Genomic DNA, 20515 nt, shown 5'->3' with positions numbered 1-20515 from the left:
TATAAATAGTTATCTGCCATAAACAGTAAAAGATAAAAAGCGAGCCTAGGTATTAAATCCTAAGCTCACTGGGAGACTAGGTCCTCAGCTAATGGGGACTAATCCCGCTTTAATTCTCTTAATTGGTCAAAGAGCTCTTGGTTGGCTTGCAACTTATCGCGGTTGCCATAAACTACAATTTTAGCGTCTTCCATCACTTGACTGACAGTCTCATTAAGCGCCAGTAAGTCTTCCTGCTGGGCATGGATGAGGTCAGAGAATTCCTGGTCTAAGTCGGCCCGACTCTGCTTACAGAAGTAGCGTTTTAATTTGATCGCATTGACTTCTTTAGGGGTCAGTGGGTACTGATAATGGGTCAGGGAACCAATAATCCGCTGCTCGACAAAGTCGGAGGTTAAGTCTAAATCCTTAAAGGATTGGTCCATATTTTGGTAGACGGCTAGACTTTGTTTCAAATGGGGGTCGCGGTAGGAATAGGCTAAGACTCCACCAGCAGGACTCATAGAAAGCCCCGCCCCATAAGCTCCCGCTTGGGCCCGGATTTTTTCATGGAGGATTTCATTACTCATAATATTAGTAAAGACTGGGAGTTGCCCTCTTTGGCTGGCCTTTACATTTAGGGGGCCACCTTGGACCACATATTGGACATTACTATTGGACATTAGGCCAATATTCCCCGCTTCATGTAAGGGAGCGGGATTTTTCATATGGTCTAGTCCGGCATAGTCGCTTTTTGGCAAATCGGCTAAAAAGTCGTGGACTTGGTCGATCAAGCGGTCTCTATCAGCTGGACTGGCTGTCACTGCGACGGTTGCCGTATTTGAAGACAGCACTTGTTCATGGAAGTGGGTCAAGTCTTCAAGGAGACCTGGGAGAGCCTGGTCAAAGTCAGCCAAGAAATCAGCTAATTGGTCATAGTAGTCTAAACCGCCCAGGGCTTGACTAGTGGCTTGGGCCGGCGAATATTGGGCTTTGAGTAGCCCCATGGCTAATTGATGGCCGGCTTGGTCAAATTGCTGCTCCATTTGGTATTTGACCCGGTCAAGGATATTCTTAATCCGTTTACGGTCTTCAAAGCGAGTCCTGGTTATGATCTCTTTGACTAAGTCCAGGGCAGCTTGGCTCTTATCCGCCATGGCCGCAAAGCTGGCTTGGACCTGCAAGTTAAAGTGGCCCGGCTCTTGGCTATCCAGATAAATTTTTGGCCGGGTGGTTAAACCAGCCGTTAACTGGATTAATTTGACTTCAATTTGATCATAAGTATAGGAAGCCGTTCCCAAGGTCCCTAGGAGAATGGTCCAGGTCTTCAATAAAAAGAGCTGGTCACTGGTTAAATGGTTGGCTGAAAAACTGAAATTAAAATAGGCAATTCCTTGGCTAGCGGCTTGGGGATGGTAGAGGATCTTGCCCAAGGTTGGGTCAGTGATCTCTTCTTCACTAGCATCGGTAATTTCTGCTTCAATATCAGCCAGGGTCAGTTGCGGTAGGCTGGCTTGGGCTGCTGGACTATCGGGGGCTTCTTGGTAAGCCTTCAAATCAGCATTTTCTTGAATCAAAGCCTCAATCTCACTGTCACTAGCTTGGGCCTTCTCTTGGGCCAGACTTTGGGCCAAGTCTTGGTCTTTGGCTTGGTGGTAACCCTGCTTAGGCAGGTGGACAATGACCAAGCGCGAGCTGAAGTCAACCAGACGGTCTCGGATCAAGTCTTCCAGCTGAGCAGATGAGAGAACTTGGTCCAAGTGACTAAGAATTTGCTCATAGGACAGGACCTCGACGGGCCGGTCCAGATAGCGCCAAGCTGACATTAATTGGATAAAGGTCTTGACTCCCCGTGAAGATCCGCCCTTTTCCCGGAGCTGGAGCTCGGTTTGGTTGAGACAGGCCTTGACCAAGTCACGGTCTAGACCCTGGTCGGCGATTTTCTTTAAGGTCTTTTCAATCACTTCAATAATGGTATCAACCTGGTCAGGAGCAACCTTTTCTAAGACCAGGGAAAAGTCATTGTAATAGGTTCCTGAGCTATAGACCGACACATCTTGGCAGTAGCCGCCCTCAACCAGGGCCTTATGGAGGGGGCTGGACTCGCCGTTAGCTAGGGCATTCATGATAATCCCATACAAGAAGCCATCTTCAACCGTCTGATTTTTTGAAAAAGGAATATTGTAGGATAGGTAGGCTAGCCCCTCAGCTTCTTGCTTGTCATCAGCATCAAAATAAAGGGTCATTCGCCGGTCGCCTTCGGGAAGGTCAGCTAATTCTAATTGGATCTGGTCATCACTAGGCTCGAAGTGTGAGAAGTACTCACTATCTAACTGGTCCAGAACTCGGTCGATATTGACATCGCCATAGACAACCACCAAGGCATTATCCGGCCGGTAATGTTTCTTATGGAAGGCAAGAAAGTCCTGGTAAGTGAGCTTAGGAATATCATAGGGATAACCGCCCGATTCATAAGCCACACTCGTATTGGGATGGAAGTTGGCATCAATTTGTTGGCAGACTTCTGCGTCCGCATCAGAATAAACGCCCCGCATTTCATTGTAGACCACCCCGGTAATGGTGATGGGATCATCTGGATTGTGGAGCTCCTTATGATAGCCTTCTTGGCGGAAGATATTCTCTTCTTCGTACATCCGCGGGAAAAAGACCGCATCCAAATAAATCGACATTAAGTTCTCAAAGTCAATCTCATTCATGGATGAAATTGGAAAGAGGGTCATGTCCTTATAAGTCATGGCATTTAAAAAAGTATTCATGGAGCTTTTGAGCATGTACATGAAGGGGTCTTTGACTGGATACTTCCGCGAACCAGACAAGACCGTATGCTCGACAATATGGGCCACCCCAGTAGAATCCTTAGCTGGGGTTAAAAATCCAATCCCAAAGGCCCGGTGGGGGTCATCATTTTCAATCCAAATCACTTGGCCGCCTGAAGCCGGATGGCGGAATTGATGGATGATTGCACCTTGCTCCTTGGAAACAATTTTTTCACTTTCAACAAAACCATGGTTTTCCTTATTCACAACAAGCACTCCTCTTAAAGAATCTTTCACTAGTATAACAAATTTTTCCTAGGGTCACTATCCAGGAAATCAGATCGCTTGCGACTGTATAAAATGGGACTTTTTATTTTTTACTGTTGGTGAGCATGAGTGGCGCTTTGAAATTAGTCGTTAGCCGTGAATAAGCAAGCGATGTGAATTACGTTTAGTAGGGTTTAGCCGTACTAAACGTTTGAAGCTCGCTAGACGAGAGATCTCAGCTCGAGCCGTTGCCACGGCTTTTTAATGACTAAATTTCAAAAGCAGAACGAATGCTCACCAATATCATTGAATAAACAGAGCCTAAGGATTGCGGGCGGGAGAAAATCCCCTTATAATAAGCAAGATACTTTGGCATTATTATATAGAAGGAAGTGTTCCTGATGTCTATTCACTACTATCACAATGACGCCCACTTGCAAATGGGGATCACCTTAAGAGACTCCGACCTGCCCGAAGCCGGCAATATGGGGATCCATTCTTACCAGGACTTGGCTGCCGTCCTGGCTAACCGGAAAGCCTTTTTCCAAGCGACCCATGTCAGTCCCGACCACTTTGTCCAAGCCCATCAGACTCACTCCAAACGAGCAGTCGAAGTTAGCCTGGCTGACGGCGGCAAGGGTGCCTTATCCAATGACACGGCTATCCCCCAAACCGACGCCCTCTACACTTTCGATGAGGAGCTCATGTTAGGGATTTTCACCGCTGACTGTGTCCCTATTCTCTTCTACGACCAAAAGACTCCCCTCATTGGCGTCATCCATTCCGGTTGGCGGGGCACGGTCCAAAACATTACCCGAGTGACCTTTGCGCAAATCTTTGCCGTTCATCCTGAAGTCCAAGCAGAAACTATCCAGGTTCAAATTGGTCCAGCCTTATGCCAAAAACACTTTGAAGTCGATGAGGATGTTTACCTTCAATTCAAGGACCTGGAAGGCTCAAAGGGAAATATCTCCTACCAAGCGGACAGCGGCAAGTGGCACATCGATAACCAGGCCGTGGTCAGGAATCAATGCCTCCATTTAGGGATCCGTCCCGAAAACATCCAAGTGGACCCCATGGATACCTATACCAGCCCCCAAGGCTTCTCCTACCGTCAAAACCAAACTAAAGGCCGCCACATGGGCTTCATCTGGCAAAAGGGCCGTGTGAATTAACAAAAAATCTGATAATAAACGAAAAAAGGCTGGGACAAAAGTCCCGGCCACTTTTCAAAATACGAACCATCTAATTAAAATTTGTTCCAAAAGTCAGCCCTGACGTCCACTTCATACAGGGTGTGAGACTAGGCGTTTAGACTTGGATGATTGGAGCAAGTCAGAATAAAAGCGAGGCATTCGCTTGTTTCTGACTTGTGAAATCACTCCAAGTCTGCCAAGGCGAACCCAACTACAAACTATGTGCGATAGGCTTTCGCCTATCTTCCATAGTTTATTCCAGTTGCTGTAGCTGTTCGAAGCGCTAGCGAGTTACAGATATAGTATGCGTAGCGGTTCAGGGCTCTTTTGACTTTTGTCACACTCTTTTTTCTATCTATACAAGAGGAATTTCTTACTTATTCTTAATTGGTTCTGGAGCCTTACCATAACCTTGGTAAGCGGCCCGCATCATAGCCATCATATCAGGAACTAATGGCAGACGAGGGTTTAATGGGGTACATTGGTCTTCATAAGCATCATAAGCAAGTTGTTCTAGGGCTTTTTCCCATTCTTTCTTGTCAAGACCTTGGGCTTGGTAGCTCATTGGTAGACCAACTTTTTCACCGAGTTCATAGCAGGCTTGGGCTAGGGAAGCAACGGCTTCATCAACTGTATTAGCCTTTAAGCCCAGCATCCGGGCAATATCTTGGTAACGTTCGCCAGCCTTGTAATAGTTGTATTTAGGCCAGGTAGAAAGTTTTCCTGGTTTTTCCCCGTTGTAGCGGATCACATAAGGCAGGAGGATAGCGTTGTTTTCCCCGTGAACGGTATGGAAGACCCCACCGATCTTATGGGACATGGAGTGGACAATTCCTAGGAAGGCGTTACCAAAGGCCATCCCCGCCATGGTTGCCGCATTATGCATCTTCTCTCTAGCGACTGGGTCAAAGTCTTTAACCGATTTTTCCAAGTGGTCAAAGACAATCTTAATGACTTGAAGGGCAAGTCCATCGGTATAGTCCGAAGCAAAGATGGAGACATAGGCTTCGATGGCATGGGTTAAGACGTCCATCCCGGTAGCAGCAGTTACCCGACTAGGTACCTTTTCGACAAAGCTGGAATCCACGATAGCCACCTTAGGTAAGAGGGCGTAGTCAGCAAGCGGGTACTTCTTATTGTTCTTCTTGTCTGAGATGACCGCAAAAGGCGTTACTTCAGAACCTGTCCCTGAGGTGGTTGGAATAGCCACTAATTGGGCTTTGTCACCGAGGGCTGGGAAACGGAAGGCCCGTTTTCTAATGTCCATGAATTTTTGAACCAGGTCACGGAAGTCAACGTCAGGACGTTCATAGAAGAGCCACATGATCTTAGCGGAGTCCATAACCGATCCCCCACCAATAGCAATAATGGTATCAGGTTGGAAGGCACGAATGGCGTCAGCACCCGCTTGAACCGTGGAAATATCTGGGTCAGGTTCAATGTTGTCAAAGACATCATAGACCACCTTATTTTGCCGTTGTTGGAGTTGGTCAATGACTTTTTGGACAAAGCCGAGTTTGGCGATGCCTTTATCAGAAATAATCGATACCCTTTCCACATGGTCTAATTCTTGTAAGTATTTAATGGAATTCTTTTCGAAGTAAACCCGAGGGACTTTAAACCATTGCATGTTATTTTGCCGCTCCCCTACTCGTTTAATATTAATCAAATCTAAAGGTCCCACGTTACCAGCTACGGAGTTATGTCCATAAGACCCACAGCCTAGGGTTAAGGAAGGAATAAAGTAGTTATAAACATCCCCAATCCCCCCAAAGGTTGAAGGCGCATTGACAATCACCCGGGCCACTTTCACCCGTTTGGCGTATTCGATTTCTAAGTCATGGTTATTGGTATGGATGGCGGCGGAGTGACCTAGACCATTAAATTCAACCATGGCTTCGGCCTTAGCCATCCCATCCTCAGTCGTCTCAGCCTTTAAGATGGCAAGAACTGGGGATAATTTTTCTCGGGTAAGAGGTTGGGCAGGTCCCACTTCAGGAACCTCTGCTGCTAGGATGACGGTTTCTTCAGGAACTTCAAAGCCGGCTTCTTTAGCAATCCAAACCGCTGATTTCCCAACAATATCGGCATTGAGTTTGGCTTGGTCAACCGCTTCACTATTGGCTTTAGCTCCAAAGCAGAATTCTTCTAAGAGAGCTTTTTCCTTTTGGTTGACAAAGTAAACATGGTAGGACTTCATTTCTTTAATGAAGGCGGGGTAAATGTCTTGGTCAACAATGGCAGCTTGTTCTGAAGCACAGACCATCCCATTATCGAAGGCCTTACTCATGACAATGTCATTAACAGCTTGCTTGAGGTTGGCCGTTTTTTCAACATAGGCAGGCACATTCCCTGGTCCCACACCCAAAGCAGGTTTCCCACAAGAATAAGCGGCCTTAACCATGGCAGATCCCCCAGTGGCTAAAATCGTTGCGACATCAGGGTGATTCATCAGTAAATTGGTAGCTTCCATGGAAGCATGTTTTGGATCGATCCATTGGATACAGTTTTCAGGTGCCCCTGCCGCAATCGCTGCGTCCCGCACCACTTTAGCCGCATGGATAGAAGATTCCAGCGCTTGAGGGTGGAAAGAGAAGACAATCGGGTTACGGGTCTTCAAGGAAATCAAGGACTTAAAGATTGCTGTCGATGTTGGGTTGGTAGTAGGGACAATCCCACAAATTACCCCGACCGGTTCAGCAATATAGGTCAATCCCTTGGCCTCATCACGATCAATAATACCTACTGTTTTCAAGTGGCGCATGTGGTTGGTAACATGTTCACAGGCAAATAAGTTCTTGGTGGCCTTATCTTCAAACACACCCCGTCCCGTATCTTCAACGGCATGTTTAGCTAAGACCCCATGTTGGTCTAAGGCAGCAATCGATGCCTTGGTGACAATATGGTCGATTTGTTCTTGGTCTAAGGCCATAAAATCCTCTAAGGCCTGTTTAGCCTTAGCTACTGTCTCATCGATAAATTGTGGAATATCTACTTTTTGTTCTTTTCCTTTAGCCATTGTTCTTCCTAACCTTTCCTTTGATTTTTAATGACTTTCATCTTTATGGCTATTATGTTAAATTATTCACAAATAAAAAGCAAGTTATTTTTTGTTTTTCTTTTTACCAATAACCGCTTACAATTACTGAAACATTAGTAATTTAACCTTGTAATCGCTTACAACTTTTTAAATAATATTTTTATATTTTAATTAAAAAGAGAAAATATGTGTTTATTTTCACAATATTAGAAAAATATGCTCTTTTATAAAAACACTTAGCCGCTTTTCCAAAATATAGGAAAAAGGCCATGACAAGCTATCATGACCCTTATCGGTGTACAGATACTTTTCCCCTAGCAGGCCTAGCCTCGTGGAAGGGTTGAAAGACTAAAAACTAATTGCTAAGGGAAGTTAAGGCAATTAATCGCCACTGGGGTAATAAGTCAAGAGGCCAAAACCATGGTTCAAGGGGCCACTCCCCTGACCTAGGTCTAATTGATCTTTAAGAGCATGGCTGAGATAGGTCTTAGCCCGGGCAATGGCAGTAACTAAGTCATCACCCTTGGCTAGGTTGCTGGCAATGGCACTGGATAGGGTACAGCCGGTGCCATGGGTATTGGGATTATCAACCCGCTCACCCTTAAACCAGTGAACCTCTCCTTTAGGGGTAACCAGGACATCGTTAGCATCATTAACCCGATGGCCACCCTTACAGAGGACCGCGACCCGGTAGGTCTGGCTGATTTTCTTAGCGGCTGCTTCCATATCCGCTGCCGAATGGATGTCTTGTCCCGCTAAGACCTGGCTTTCAGGAATATTAGGGGTAATTAAGCAAGCCAGCGGGAAGACCTGGTCAGCTAAGACTTGGACGGCTTGGTCTTGGATCAAGTTGGACCCGCTCGTTGCGACCATGACCGGGTCTACCACAACATTTTTAGCCTGGTAGTTTTTAAGGGCTTTGGCGATTTCCTCCACTAATTTCACTTGGGAAACCATGCCAATCTTGACGCTAGCCGGAGGAATATCCTCAAAAACCGCTTGGAGTTGGCTAGCCAAGGCCTCGGGACTGAGGTCATAGACTCCGGTCACACCCCTAGTATTTTGGGCGGTCACTGAAGTAATGGCACTCATACCAAAGACTCCATTGGCCTGCATGGTCTTGAGGTCCGCTTGAATACCAGCTCCCCCACTGGAGTCTGAACCAGCAATGGTCAAGACGGCTTGGAGTTTAAAAAGCTTTTCAGCAGCTTTACGGATATCTTGAGTCGCTTGGTAGGGATCATCCGCTTTAAATAGGGCGGAAATTAGGGCCACCCCAGCCAGACCCTGGTCACGTAAATTGGCCATATTATCTAAGTTAATCCCACCTATGCCGACGATAGGAATATTGACCCCTTGGGCAATCGCTCTCAAGGTGGTCAGACCGGTCCCTTGGGCATTGGCCTTAGATTGAGTCGGATAGAGGGCACCAACTCCCAAATAGTCTGCACCAGCTGCTTGGGCTTTTAGAGCGGTGTCCAGACTCTTAGCCGAAGCCCCGATAATTTTATCCGGGCCGAGCAGTTCTCTAGCCTGGTCGACTGGCAGGTCCTCTTCTCCCACATGGAGACCGTCAGCGTCCACAGCCAGGGCCAGCTCATAGTCATCGTCGATAATAAAAGGCACACCTGCTTCTTGGCAGAGACCTTTAATTCTTTTAGTCAATTCCAGCTTTTCTTCCTGGTCTTTAAAGGGATGGTCCTTCAAACGTAACTGTAAGATCGTGGCCCCGCCCATTAAGACCTCCTTGACTTGCTGGATTAAGTCGTCATGGTCAAAGCGGTCGGGCGTAATAGCATAGACCAATAAATCATTTTTATTGAATGTCATACTTGGCTCTCCTTTCTAATTCTTTGGCCTCTAATAAGGAGACCTGGTCAATCACCCGGTTGGAATAAGTGGCATTACCCTCATAGGGCTGGAGCACTTGAGCAGCGATTTCTCCCGCCACCCCATAGCTAATCATGGCTGCTGTAGCTAGGTAAAAAGGATCCTCATCCGGATTACCGGCTAAAAAGCTAGCTAGGACGCCGCTTAACTGGCAACCTGATCCCGTATAGGAGGCCATCCAGGGGTGACCATTTTTAATGATTGCCAGCCGTTCGCCGTCAGTCACTAAGTCAATCGGACCTGACATGGCTAGGATAATCTCTTTTTCTTGGGCATAAGCTTTAAAGTCCGGAGCAAAATCAGCCAAATTAGCTAAGGTCACCTCGTCTCCAGGACCCAGGTCGACCCCAGATCCTTGGCTTTTTTCAAAGAGGAGGCTACGAATTTCCGAAGCATTCCCCTTCACCGCCGTCACTAGACCCCGGTCAATCAGATCCTGACAGAGCTTTAATTTAGACGGCATAGCTGAAACCCCCACTGGGTCTAAGACCACGGGATGGTGGTCATTTTTTGCTGTGGTGGCGAGGTCCAACAATTCCTGATTAGGTCTGGGGCTAGCAGCATTTAGGAGCAAAAGGTCAGCCGACTTGACCACATCCTGGCTATTAGGTAATTTATCGGTCATCACGGGACGCCCGCCACTGGCCAAAATCACATTGGCCACATCATGGATGGTGACATAATTATTTAAGACTTGGATCAGCGGGGCCTTGGCCTTGACCTGCTGACTATATTTCGCAAAGGGAATGCTTGTTTTTTTAGACATTTACTCATCTCTCTTATTCTGTTTAGACTGCATATTTTACCTGCAGGTCTTTTACTTCTAGACAGAAAAAAAGCCCTGCAAAGTATACTCCACTGAGTGCACTTTGCAGGACTTCTTATCGTTAGGGTTTAGCCAAAGCTTGGCTGTGCCTTATAACGATATTTGAATTCTCACATCCCTACGCAAGTTTTAACTTTCTCAGGTTCAAAGAGTCCAGGTTTCCACCTATCTCAGCAAAAGCACCTCTTGTGAGTACTTTCTAACTATAGCAGAAACCGCTTACCTATTCAAGGCCGAGCGCTTATGCCCCCCTTTGAAAGCTGGGAGAAATAAAAAACGGTTCTTTGTCAAATCGTGTTGATGAGAATTTATATAATTAATGTCATATCAGAACTGGTATGACATTTTTTAATATTTGCCGATCAAAGAAAAATGGGGACGATTAAAAGACCTCTTATTTCTTGTTTTTTCGCCATAGGCGAAAATAAAGAGTAAGAAAGCAATATCATAAATAATGAATAAGTATCACAAAGACTATGCTGCTTCTGAAAAAGTGAGAGGCCGAGGTTGAAAATCATTACATACCAATCGAGAGGCCATTATTATACGTATTCTTAAATGATCAAAACGACGATACCCATATCCTGTGCGCTTAATCAGTTTCGTTTTATTGTTCATTCCTTCTATTGGACCGTTAGATAAAGTATACGTTAAAGCTGTACAAATACCTTCTTGATATCTTTCTAACGTTTGAAAAATGGTTCGTACTCTACGTGGAAATGTGTATTTCTTGACTTCAATAAGCAAGTCTCTAAAGGACTGAATATCATGGGTATAAATACTATATTTTAGGCGATTAACGTAAGTATAGGTGCGCGATAATTCGGGAGATAAATTGGTGAGGTAATCAACAATCATCTGTTCTGAAACGAGACCGTCAAAAAGTCGATGAGTATATAAGTTTTTAAAGTCAAGTTCCCATTCATTTTTTAAAGGCAACTTCCATAGCTGCTTTAATTTGCGATAATCACGTGGTGATTGATAGCGAATCTGATTCATTAGCTGAATACGTACGGAATTGATGGCCAAATTGAGATGTTGAATGACATGAAAACGGTCAAATAGAATTTTTGCATTGGGAAAACAAGCGCGGATGACTTCGATATACGGGCTATACATATCAATTGTAACGATTTTGACGGCTTGACGACTTTGGTAAGAAAAACGCATAAAGTAGTGGATTAATTCGCTCTTTTGTCGATTTTCAACAATATCAATTAACCGATGGTTCACTGGATCAATAAAAATAAAGCTCATCGCACCACTGACATTTTTCACTGATTTAAATTCATCAAAAGAAAGGTACTGGGGCAAATAATTAAATTTAGGAAGTAATGCTTTTCCTCTTTCTTCTAGAAGTCGAATCACCGTCGATACGGAAACATTGTGTTGTTTACCAATAAGAGTCATCGCTATCGTCTCACTGAGAGCAAAAGTGATTGCATTTTTTAGCGTGTTAGAAATATAACAATTAGCAGTGACTATGGGAGTTTTAGCATTAAAAGTCCTTTGGCAGTGTTTACAAAAGAAACGTTGCTTTTTAAGACGCAAAGTAACGGGTTGCCCATCATTAATGGTTGTTAGTAAGATATCGCTTGAATAAGAACCATTTTTAACGATATCAGCTTGTGATTCGTTGATATGGCCGCAATGGGAACAGTGAGAAGGTTGGTTAGTTAAGTTCCCAAAAATAACCTTATGAACGATATTGCCTTTCTTTTCCTCCACTACTTTATCTTCAATTTCAATATTTTCATCTTTTATATTAAAGAGATTTTGTATACAATGGGATTGAGTCATGGAATCCGCCTTTCTGTGTGTTTGTTTGTATTTTCAGTATAGGCTTTCCATGGCTTTTTGTGTATAAAAAAATGGTGCCAATGAAGAGCCGTTGGCTCCCATCAACACCAAATATTATAGAACCTAAAAAACTCCAGCCCAGTGAGCCGGAGTTGATTGAGGAGCCTGTGACAAAAGTCTCAGGTTTTTTGACTTTTGTCACACTCTTTTTAAACCTGCTCCAAGCGCGAGGTGAGCTCCATTTCAGAAGTCCTTGCAAATCCTCTTTGAGGATTTACTACGTACTTCTTCCAATGGTCTCCCCTCTTTTTGCGCTTGTCGCACTCTATTCAAACCTGTTCCAAGCGCAGAGCAAGCGTCCGCTTCAGAAAAAGGCGCTAAATTCTCTAGTTGAGTTCGTACGCCAGCCTTGAAGTCACTTCAGAAAATTCCAACGCACAGTTTTCTGTGCTTATGGTATTTTCTTCCAGCGATTCAAGTCTTTGACGGCGTCCTCTCATCCTTTTTGAAAATTTAGACGCCTTTTTCTTCCAGCGGTATTGCTCTTTGACGCGCTTGTCACACTCTCAATTTTTTATCTTAGTACCAACCGTTAGCGTTCCAGAATGCTAAAGCGTTGTCCCATGAACCGTAACGACCGGCTACGTATTGGTCAGCCACACGTTCTTGGTTAGCTGGGGAGTAGTCACCATTTAAGTAAGAAGCGCTTAATTGGTAACGTCCGATGTATTGACCGTTAGTTGCTGAGTATGAACCACCAGATTCACGTTGAGCAATGATTTCTTTAGCGGATGAAGAAGAACCAGTGTAAGCGCTTTGTGCTGGAGCTGGTGCAGGCGCAGGTGCTGGAGCAGCAGCTGGTGCAGCTTGAACAGTTGCAGGTGCTTGGTAAGTTTGACCAGCAGTTTCATCAACGGTGTAAACTTGAGCTGCTTGACCTTGTTTTTCTACTTCAACTTCATTAACCTTACCTGATTGGTCAGATTTGAAAGTTAATTTAGTTCCTGGGAAGATTAAGTTAGCATTTTCGATGTTGTTGATTTCAGCTAATTCTTTGGTGTTCACGTCTGCTGCTTGAGCAATAGCGTTTAAGGTGTCACCAGATTTAATGACATAAACTTTTTCGTTGTCATCTAATTTTTGGAAGTCAGCTTTGATTTCTTCAACTGAACGTGCTTGCCATTCAGCTGCGTGTGCTTCAGTCGTTTCCCCAGCAGCAAAACTTACTAAGGCTGATAAAGCGATTGAGGTACCTACTAAAACTTTCTTCATATTCATGTGTAATAAAAATCCTTTCTTATGTGCAAAGTTCATTCTTTTTTCTATTTAATATGATTAAGCATCTTAATCATTCAGATTCATTTTTATCTCTCAACGAGGTCTTTCCCTCGTCGACATGAAATATACTATCATGGCTTCCAGACGAAGAAAAGGGATTTTCTGACTTGTTAAGGCCCTTTAATTACTTTGACATTTTAAAAGGATTTTCTGAAATATTTCTGTCGCCTTGTAACCTTGCTGTAACAAAAGTCAGGGCAAAACTTGAGCTATGGGTATTAGAAATCAAGGATTTCTGCCTCAAGAAGTCCAAACCTACTTCCTAACTTTCAAATGTTTGAGGGACAAATCTAAGATTCCAGCCGAATGGGTAATGGCCCCACTAGAAATATAGTCAATGGCTAGGTCCTTATAATCTGTGACATTGTCCCAGGTAAAGTTTCCTGAAGCTTCTATAATCGCTTGACCGTTAATGATAGCAATGGCTTCCTCCATAGTATCATGGTCCATATTATCGAGCATAATAATATCGGCTCCAGCTTCAACTGCCGCTCTGACCATGTCCAGGTCCTCGACTTCAATTTCAATCTTCTTCACAAAAGGGGCATAGGCCTTAGCCGCTTGAATGGCTTCTTTGACCCCACCGGCAGCAGCAACATGGTTGTCCTTGAGCATAATTTGGTCCGAGAGTGAGTAACGGTGGTTATAGCCACCCCCTACTCGGACTGCATATTTTTCCAAGGGACGGTAGGCTGGAGTCGTTTTACGGGTATCCAGTAGCTTAATCCCACTACCTTCCAAGGAGTCTACAAAACGACGGGTAGCCGTAGCAATCCCACTCATTCTCTGAAGGAAGTTGAGAGCAATCCGTTCGCCACTTAAGAGGGTATTAACGGAGGCCTTAATCACCATCAAAGTCTCTTGGTTAGCCACCCGGTCTCCATCTCGGACCAGGCTCTCAAATTGAACCTCAGGATCCAAATGTAAGAAAACCCGCTTGAAAAGATCCAAACCACAAATCACTCCTGCTTCCTTAGCTAAGAGCTCTACCTGGGCTGCTTGCCCCTGGTAAATAGCATTGGTCGACAGGTCTTCATAAGGAATATCTTCCTTAAAAGCTAGGGTAATTAATTCATCAATAATATCTTGGTTCAGATTTATAAAATTAGATACTTGTTTTGGATTAGCCATCACTAAACCGCCTCCTCATTTTTTCTATTCTGATTCTCTGACTAGCCACTTTCAGCCAACCAAAGGAAACCGACTTTTATGATCTTAAAAAAGCCCAAGAATGCTGATACTGTTTTACCTATCATACCATAAGCCAAGGCAGCAAAAACCCCTAGTCTTATGCGAAAAGTGATCGATTTAGACAGACTTGACAAAAATAAGGGCTAAGCTTATGATAATTTTTAAAGGTAAATTGTAAAATGAAGTGCATAGAGAAAAGGACGACAAAAAACCAGTGATGCTCTATACTTAAAAGCGTCTAAACCCAAGTAAAGGAGCACTCACTGGCTATGAAACATTCTAACACGAAACCTAGATCATATACACACCTTTCTGCAGAAAAACGCGGAATTATCCAAGCAATGCACCAAGAAGGACATAAACAGAAAGAGATTGCTGACGCCGTTGGCGTCAATCAATGCACCATATCTCGTGAACTAAAACGTGGAAAAACACGTCAAATGAACTATGATCATACCTACGTTGATGTCTATCTTGCAGAAACTGGCTCGCGTGTTTATAAAGATAATCGGTCAAATTCTAAAGCCAGAGGCGCTTTGTATGGAAAATCTAACTTCATTAAAGCCTTTGAGGAAGCCTTACTGACACCTAAAGAAGACCGTATTTTCAGTGTTGATACGTTTATTCATGATTACCGCAGAAAACACCCTTTAGAAAGAGTTCCTTGCACCAAAACCATGTATAAATATATCAATCTTGGTTTATTAAATGTGAGGAATATTGATCTTCCTATGAAAACAAGGATTCGTCCAAGAAAACAACCTAGTGAACCGCGTGGGACGAATAAAAAGGTATTTGGAAAAAGCATTGATCAGCGATGCCCAGACGTCCTTTCAAGAGAAGAATTTGGTCACTGGGAGCTTGACCTCGTGATAGGAAAGAAGACTAAAGGAGAGCCATGTCTTATTACTCTAGTTGAACGGAAAACGCGAAAATTCCTCACCAAGAAGACTTGGAAGTGGGATGCAGATTCCATTGTAAAATCGGTTAAAAAGGTGATTCTTAAAGAGGGTCAAGCGTGTTTTAAAACCTTAACGACCGATAACGGCAGTGAATTTTCTAAACTATCTCAGCTTGAGTATGCTCTGAAGGATTTGGAAGTCTTTTTCGCCCATGCCTATTCAGCTTGGGAAAAAGGCAGTAATGAGAGACATAATCGCATGTTAAGAGAATTCTTGCCCAAAGGGACAAGCTTTAAAAAGCTGACATACCAGGAACTCGCACACTATACGAATACAATAAATAATCGCTTTAGAAAGGTCTTAGATTATCAAACCCCTAACGACTGTTATAACCTAGAAGTTGCGAAACTTCAGGAAACGCTTAAAGAAGCAGGCTAAAGTGCTTAACAAAGCATAGAGATTCAGTGTGGGCCAGTCAAGGTCCGCTTCGCTCTCCACCTTGACAGCCCCACCCTGAATCTCTAAATGATAATCAAGCACTTTAAGCTAGAGAAAAACGGGCCAAGAATTATTGACTTTATCAGCTTTTTAGTTATTTGGCATGACACTGGGATTTTTTAAAATAAATATGCACTTGATATTGCAATTTACCGATAATTTTTAAATTTTTATCATTATTTGGTTTTATATCGATTATATTAGGACTCATTCTTCAAGGAGGATTACAATGAAAGAAAGTATTTCAGTTAGCAAAAAAAATACGGGCAAAATGACTACCGTCGCCTTACTAACAGCCATCGGTATCATTATCCCTATGATTAGCCCCATTAAAATCGCTTTTGGTCCCTTTTCCTGGACCCTGGGCTCACACATTGCCATTGATATGGCGCTCTTTATTTCTCCAGCCTCAGCCGCTTTTGTGGCCCTAGCCACCTCATTTGGTTTCTTGATGGCAGGCTTTCCCTTACCAGTGGTCTTCCGGGCGGTTTCCCACCTCTTATTTACCCTAGTGGGTGCCTATACTCTGCAACGGTCCAACCAATTTGTCTTGAACCCTTGGAAAAGAACCCTCTTTAACGCTGGGATTAATAGCTTACACGGTCTCGGGGAAATGATCGTTATCCATTGCTTTGTGACAGCAGGTTTAACCAGTTTGGATGGCCAATATGGTTACTGGGCCTCACTCTTTATTCTCTTCGGTGTATCGTCACTCTTCCATGGGATGATGGACTTTGAATTGGGTTACCTCTTCCTCAAGTACCTCAACAAGCACCTACCTTATAAATTCCCCCGTTTTCCAATTAAATAGCACACAAAAAACTCCCTCAGTTCTTTCTATATATGGATAGGACTAAGGGAGTTTTGTGGTTACTAGCAATTAATATTGCTGAGCATCCATTCTATTTTATCAGCTGAAAGCAAAAAAAGAGACTAAAAAATCTAGCCTCTTTAATATTAATTCTTTTTACAAAACCTGTTCCAAAAGTCAGCCCTGACGTCCACTTCACGAACTATGTGCGATAGTTCGCTCCAGTGGTTCAGGGCTCTTTTGACTTTTGTCACACTCTCTTAACTGGGGTAGCTGGATTCGAACCAACGCATGACAGAGTCAAAGTCTGTTGCCTTACCGCTTGGCGATACCCCAATATGATTAGAAATGGAGGGAAGAGGATTCGAACCTCTGAACCCGAAGGAACGGATTTACAGTCCGCTGCGTTTGGCCGCTTCGCTATCCCTCCAAATCAGTACTCAATTAATATACCACTATTTCCCTATAAAATGCAAGGGTTATTGGCGATTTTTTTCATTTATCATAATTTGGTAAATTGCAATATCAAGTGCATATTTATTTTAAAAAATCCCAGTGTCATGCCAAATAACTAAAAAGCTGATAAAGTCAATAATTCTTGGCCCGTTTTTCTCTAGCTTAAAGTGCTTGATTATCATTTAGAGATTCAGGGTGGGGCTGTCAAGGTGGAGAGCGAAGCGGACCTTGACTGGCCCACACTGAATCTCTATGCTTTGTTAAGCACTTTAGCCTGCTTCTTTAAGCGTTTCCTGAAGTTTCGCAACTTCTAGGTTATAACAGTCGTTAGGGGTTTGATAATCTAAGACCTTTCTAAAGCGATTATTTATTGTATTCGTATAGTGTGCGAGTTCCTGGTATGTCAGCTTTTTAAAGCTTGTCCCTTTGGGCAAGAATTCTCTTAACATGCGATTATGTCTCTCATTACTGCCTTTTTCCCAAGCTGAATAGGCATGGGCGAAAAAGACTTCCAAATCCTTCAGAGCATACTCAAGCTGAGATAGTTTAGAAAATTCACTGCCGTTATCGGTCGTTAAGGTTTTAAAACACGCTTGACCCTCTTTAAGAATCACCTTTTTAACCGATTTTACAATGGAATCTGCATCCCACTTCCAAGTCTTCTTGGTGAGGAATTTTCGCGTTTTCCGTTCAACTAGAGTAATAAGACATGGCTCTCCTTTAGTCTTCTTTCCTATCACGAGGTCAAGCTCCCAGTGACCAAATTCTTCTCTTGAAAGGACGTCTGGGCATCGCTGATCAATGCTTTTTCCAAATACCTTTTTATTCGTCCCACGCGGTTCACTAGGTTGTTTTCTTGGACGAATCCTTGTTTTCATAGGAAGATCAATATTCCTCACATTTAATAAACCAAGATTGATATATTTATACATGGTTTTGGTGCAAGGAACTCTTTCTAAAGGGTGTTTTCTGCGGTAATCATGAATAAACGTATCAACACTGAAAATACGGTCTTCTTTAGGTGTCAGTAAGGCTTCCTCAAAGGCTTTAATGAAGTTAGATTTTCCATACAAAGCGCCTCTGGCTTTAGAATTTGACCGATTATCTTTATAAACACGCGAGCCAGTTTCTGCAAGATAGACATCAACGTAGGTATGATCATAGTTCATTTGACGTGTTTTTCCACGTTTTAGTTCACGAGATATGGTGCATTGATTGACGCCAACGGCGTCAGCAATCTCTTTCTGTTTATGTCCTTCTTGGTGCATTGCTTGGATAATTCCGCGTTTTTCTGCAGAAAGGTGTGTATATGATCTAGGTTTCGTGTTAGAATGTTTCATAGCCAGTGAGTGCTCCTTTACTTGGGTTTAGACGCTTTTAAGTATAGAGCATCACTGGTTTTTTGTCGTCCTTTTCTCTATGCACTTCATTTTACAATTTACCTTTATCATAATTTTTTCGCTTTTCGGCTATTTTTTAAGCCAGCACTCCTCGTCTATTCTCCCTACTATCCATAATTTAAGAAAGACCTAAAGCCTGGTCAGACAGTGTCTATGGTATACTTATTAATGAATTTAAAACATCACTAATAGGAGGGAAAACGATGGATTGGGAATCAATTTTCAGCTGGTCACACGCCTTTGACCTGATCGATATCTTGATTGTTTGGCTCATCATCTATCAGTTGCTCAAGTTAATCCGGGGCACACGGGCGGTCAATATCTTTAATGGCATCATTATCTTTTTACTGTTTAAAATGGTTTCGACCGTCTTTCAATTAGAAACCATCGACTGGATTATGAATAGTATTATCCAGTGGTCAGTCATCGGGATTATCATTATTTTTCAACCGGAAATCAGAAACGGCCTCGACCACCTCGGCCAAAGTTTACGCATGAAAAATTTACGAAATACCCAAAATGACCCCATTGAGCAAATGATTGAAGAAATTATCCGGGCTTGCCAGTACATGGCTAAGCGGCGGATCGGAGCTTTAATTTCCATTGAAGATACCCAATCGCTCACCGAATATGCCAACACGGGGATCAAATTGGATGCGGATATTACTGAACAACTCCTGATTAATATCTTCATCCCCAACACCCCACTCCATGACGGGTCGGTGGTGATTCAAGATATGAAGATTAGCTCAGCAGCCAGTTTCCTCCCCCTCTCGGAAAACCCCGAAATCCCTAAGGAACTAGGCACCCGCCACCGGGCTGCGGTTGGCCTCAGTGAAGTCACCGATGCGGTAGTGGTGGTAGTTTCTGAAGAGACTGGTGATATTTCCCTCACCTATAAAGGAAAAATTATGCGAGACCTTTCTGAAGAAGAGATCCGCGAGACCCTCCGCCAACATTTCGCTGAGAGCGAAGACAGCGATTCTATTATCGAAGGCAACCACTTCTTGAAGAATATCTTCCAAAAGAAAAATGGAGGTGACAAAGATGAATAAGCTCTATGAAAATAAAGCCGCTATGATTTTTTTCTCACTCCTATTAGCGCTTTTCCTCTTTATCTTTGTCAAAGCGGAACGTTATAATAATAACCCGGTCAGTTTCTTCACTAATATCAGTGAAACCAAGTCAGAAACCATTTCCGACGTCCCCGTTTATGTGAGCGGCGACGTGGATGACTACTATATTACTGGCCTACCTGAAACCGTCTCTGTGGAAATTTCAGGCCCAAGTAATATCATCGACCAAACTCTTCAAGCCAGAGAATTTAAGGTCGTAACTGAAAACCTGGAAGAACTCGGCGAAGGGTCACACTATGTCCAACTCACTATGACTAATATTTCTAAAGACCTCAATTATCGGATTTCACCTTCCAGTGTGGAAATCAATATTGCTCAACTGCAAAGTCAAAAATATCCGGTGGAAATCCATGTTAATCCGAACAACTTGGCCCCGGGTTATGAAATTCATGCGACCAAGGCCACTCCGGCAGAAGTCACCTTGACCGGATCAGCTGAAAGCCTCAGCAAGATCGCCTCAGTGAGTGTCGACGTCAGTCTCCCTAACAATACCAATTCCGACTACCATGGCAGCGGCCGGGTCATTGTCAAGGACCGCGAAGGTAATATCCTAAACATTACCGCTAACCCAAGTCAAGTCGGCGTCGATATTGCCATCGGTAAGCAGGGGAGCTCGGTACCTATCCAAATCGACCTCGATAATCCCAATGATGACTACACTTATGACTTAAGTAACTGGTCTACCCGGCAAGTAACCCTCTTTGGCGATGAGAAAGCACTAGCCGCTATTCAAGCAGTAGTCGGTCATATTGACGTCAGCGGGATCACCCAGAGTCAACGAGTCCAAGTGGCTCTAGAACGCCCCGATAATGTTGAAGCTATGGAACCCGAGTCCATCACCCTTACCGTTACTGCCCGACCCAAAAACAGTGGCCAAAGAAGTGAAGCCTCCAGTGATTCCTCTAGCCAGGCAAGGCAGGAGACTAGTAAGGATGAAAGCCAACCAGCCACTGACCGGCAAAAAGAATCTAGCAGTCAAGCAGAGGCTAAATCTAGTTCTCCCTAATT

The 20515-nt window shown here is 43.7% G+C and carries 13 protein-coding genes, 2 tRNA genes and 1 riboswitch; of the genes, 5 read left to right on the top strand and 10 right to left on the bottom strand.

Annotated elements, in window-relative coordinates; genetic code table 11:
- Positions 1-98: 98 nt before the first annotated feature.
- A complete protein-coding gene (locus tag CJ190_RS00350) occupies positions 99-3023 on the bottom strand; it encodes an insulinase family protein (RefSeq protein ID WP_070598021.1) in 2925 nt (974 codons plus the stop codon).
- Positions 3024-3424: 401 nt separating this feature from the next.
- Here CJ190_RS00350 and pgeF point away from each other — a divergent pair, with 401 nt between their 5' ends.
- A complete protein-coding gene (pgeF, locus tag CJ190_RS00345; RefSeq protein ID WP_064292688.1) occupies positions 3425-4198 on the top strand; it encodes a peptidoglycan editing factor PgeF in 774 nt (257 codons plus the stop codon).
- Positions 4199-4592: 394 nt separating this feature from the next.
- On the opposite strand, the gene adhE is transcribed toward pgeF, so the two are convergent.
- The 6 genes from adhE to nadC all read right to left on the bottom strand — a co-directional run bounded on the left by adhE (position 4593) and on the right by nadC (position 14244).
- Positions 4593-7238, bottom strand: a complete 2646-nt coding sequence (gene adhE / locus CJ190_RS00340) for a bifunctional acetaldehyde-CoA/alcohol dehydrogenase (RefSeq protein ID WP_064292253.1) — start codon at positions 7236-7238, stop codon at positions 4593-4595.
- Positions 7239-7640: 402 nt separating this feature from the next.
- The gene (thiD, locus tag CJ190_RS09225; RefSeq protein ID WP_064293505.1) at positions 7641-9089 is read right to left on the bottom strand and encodes a bifunctional hydroxymethylpyrimidine kinase/phosphomethylpyrimidine kinase; all 1449 of its coding nucleotides are present in this window, start codon (positions 9087-9089) and stop codon (positions 7641-7643) included.
- A complete protein-coding gene (locus tag CJ190_RS00325; RefSeq protein WP_064293506.1) occupies positions 9076-9915 on the bottom strand; it encodes a hydroxyethylthiazole kinase in 840 nt (279 codons plus the stop codon). Before CJ190_RS00325 ends, thiD begins: the two co-directional genes overlap by 14 nt.
- A gap of 158 nt (positions 9916-10073) precedes the next feature.
- Positions 10074-10172, bottom strand: a riboswitch (TPP riboswitch).
- A 277-nt stretch (positions 10173-10449) separates the two neighbouring features.
- Positions 10450-11775 carry an ISL3 family transposase gene (locus tag CJ190_RS00320; RefSeq protein ID WP_101562096.1) on the bottom strand — a complete coding sequence of 442 codons (1326 nt, stop codon included), beginning with the start codon at positions 11773-11775 and terminating at the stop codon, positions 10450-10452.
- A gap of 579 nt (positions 11776-12354) precedes the next feature.
- The gene (gene apf / locus CJ190_RS00315) at positions 12355-13053 is read right to left on the bottom strand and encodes an aggregation-promoting factor (RefSeq protein ID WP_060777514.1); all 699 of its coding nucleotides are present in this window, start codon (positions 13051-13053) and stop codon (positions 12355-12357) included.
- Positions 13054-13368: 315 nt separating this feature from the next.
- Positions 13369-14244 carry a carboxylating nicotinate-nucleotide diphosphorylase gene (gene nadC / locus CJ190_RS00310; RefSeq protein ID WP_064292550.1) on the bottom strand — a complete coding sequence of 292 codons (876 nt, stop codon included), beginning with the start codon at positions 14242-14244 and terminating at the stop codon, positions 13369-13371.
- Between the two features lie 329 nt (positions 14245-14573).
- Between nadC and CJ190_RS00305 the strand changes: the two genes are divergently transcribed.
- Positions 14574-15644, top strand: a complete 1071-nt coding sequence (locus CJ190_RS00305) for an IS30 family transposase (RefSeq protein ID WP_101562109.1) — start codon at positions 14574-14576, stop codon at positions 15642-15644.
- Positions 15645-15933: 289 nt separating this feature from the next.
- The gene (locus tag CJ190_RS00300; protein WP_013668868.1) at positions 15934-16515 is read left to right on the top strand and encodes a hypothetical protein; all 582 of its coding nucleotides are present in this window, start codon (positions 15934-15936) and stop codon (positions 16513-16515) included.
- Positions 16516-16779: 264 nt separating this feature from the next.
- Here the strand turns inward: CJ190_RS00300 and CJ190_RS00295 are convergent.
- From CJ190_RS00295 to CJ190_RS00285, 3 genes are all read right to left on the bottom strand, one after another.
- A tRNA-Gln gene (locus CJ190_RS00295) sits at positions 16780-16851 on the bottom strand.
- Between the two features lie 13 nt (positions 16852-16864).
- A tRNA-Tyr gene (locus tag CJ190_RS00290) sits at positions 16865-16945 on the bottom strand.
- Positions 16946-17240: 295 nt separating this feature from the next.
- On the bottom strand, positions 17241-18311 hold the full coding sequence (locus CJ190_RS00285) for an IS30 family transposase (protein ID WP_101562109.1): 1071 nt from the start codon (positions 18309-18311) through the stop codon (positions 17241-17243).
- A gap of 263 nt (positions 18312-18574) precedes the next feature.
- Between CJ190_RS00285 and cdaA the strand changes: the two genes are divergently transcribed.
- Together cdaA and CJ190_RS00275 are read left to right on the top strand one after the other, a co-directional pair.
- The gene (gene cdaA / locus CJ190_RS00280; protein WP_064292969.1) at positions 18575-19426 is read left to right on the top strand and encodes a diadenylate cyclase CdaA; all 852 of its coding nucleotides are present in this window, start codon (positions 18575-18577) and stop codon (positions 19424-19426) included.
- A complete protein-coding gene (locus CJ190_RS00275) occupies positions 19419-20513 on the top strand; it encodes a CdaR family protein (RefSeq protein ID WP_064292970.1) in 1095 nt (364 codons plus the stop codon). Before cdaA ends, CJ190_RS00275 begins: the two co-directional genes overlap by 8 nt.
- The last annotated feature ends 2 nt before the right edge of the window (positions 20514-20515 follow it).

The organism is Aerococcus loyolae (assembly GCF_002871915.2).
GTDB classification, from domain to species: domain Bacteria; phylum Bacillota; class Bacilli; order Lactobacillales; family Aerococcaceae; genus Aerococcus; species Aerococcus loyolae.
The sequence above is the reverse complement of the archived record's forward strand: the minus strand, read 5'-3'. Positions and strand labels throughout refer to the sequence as shown.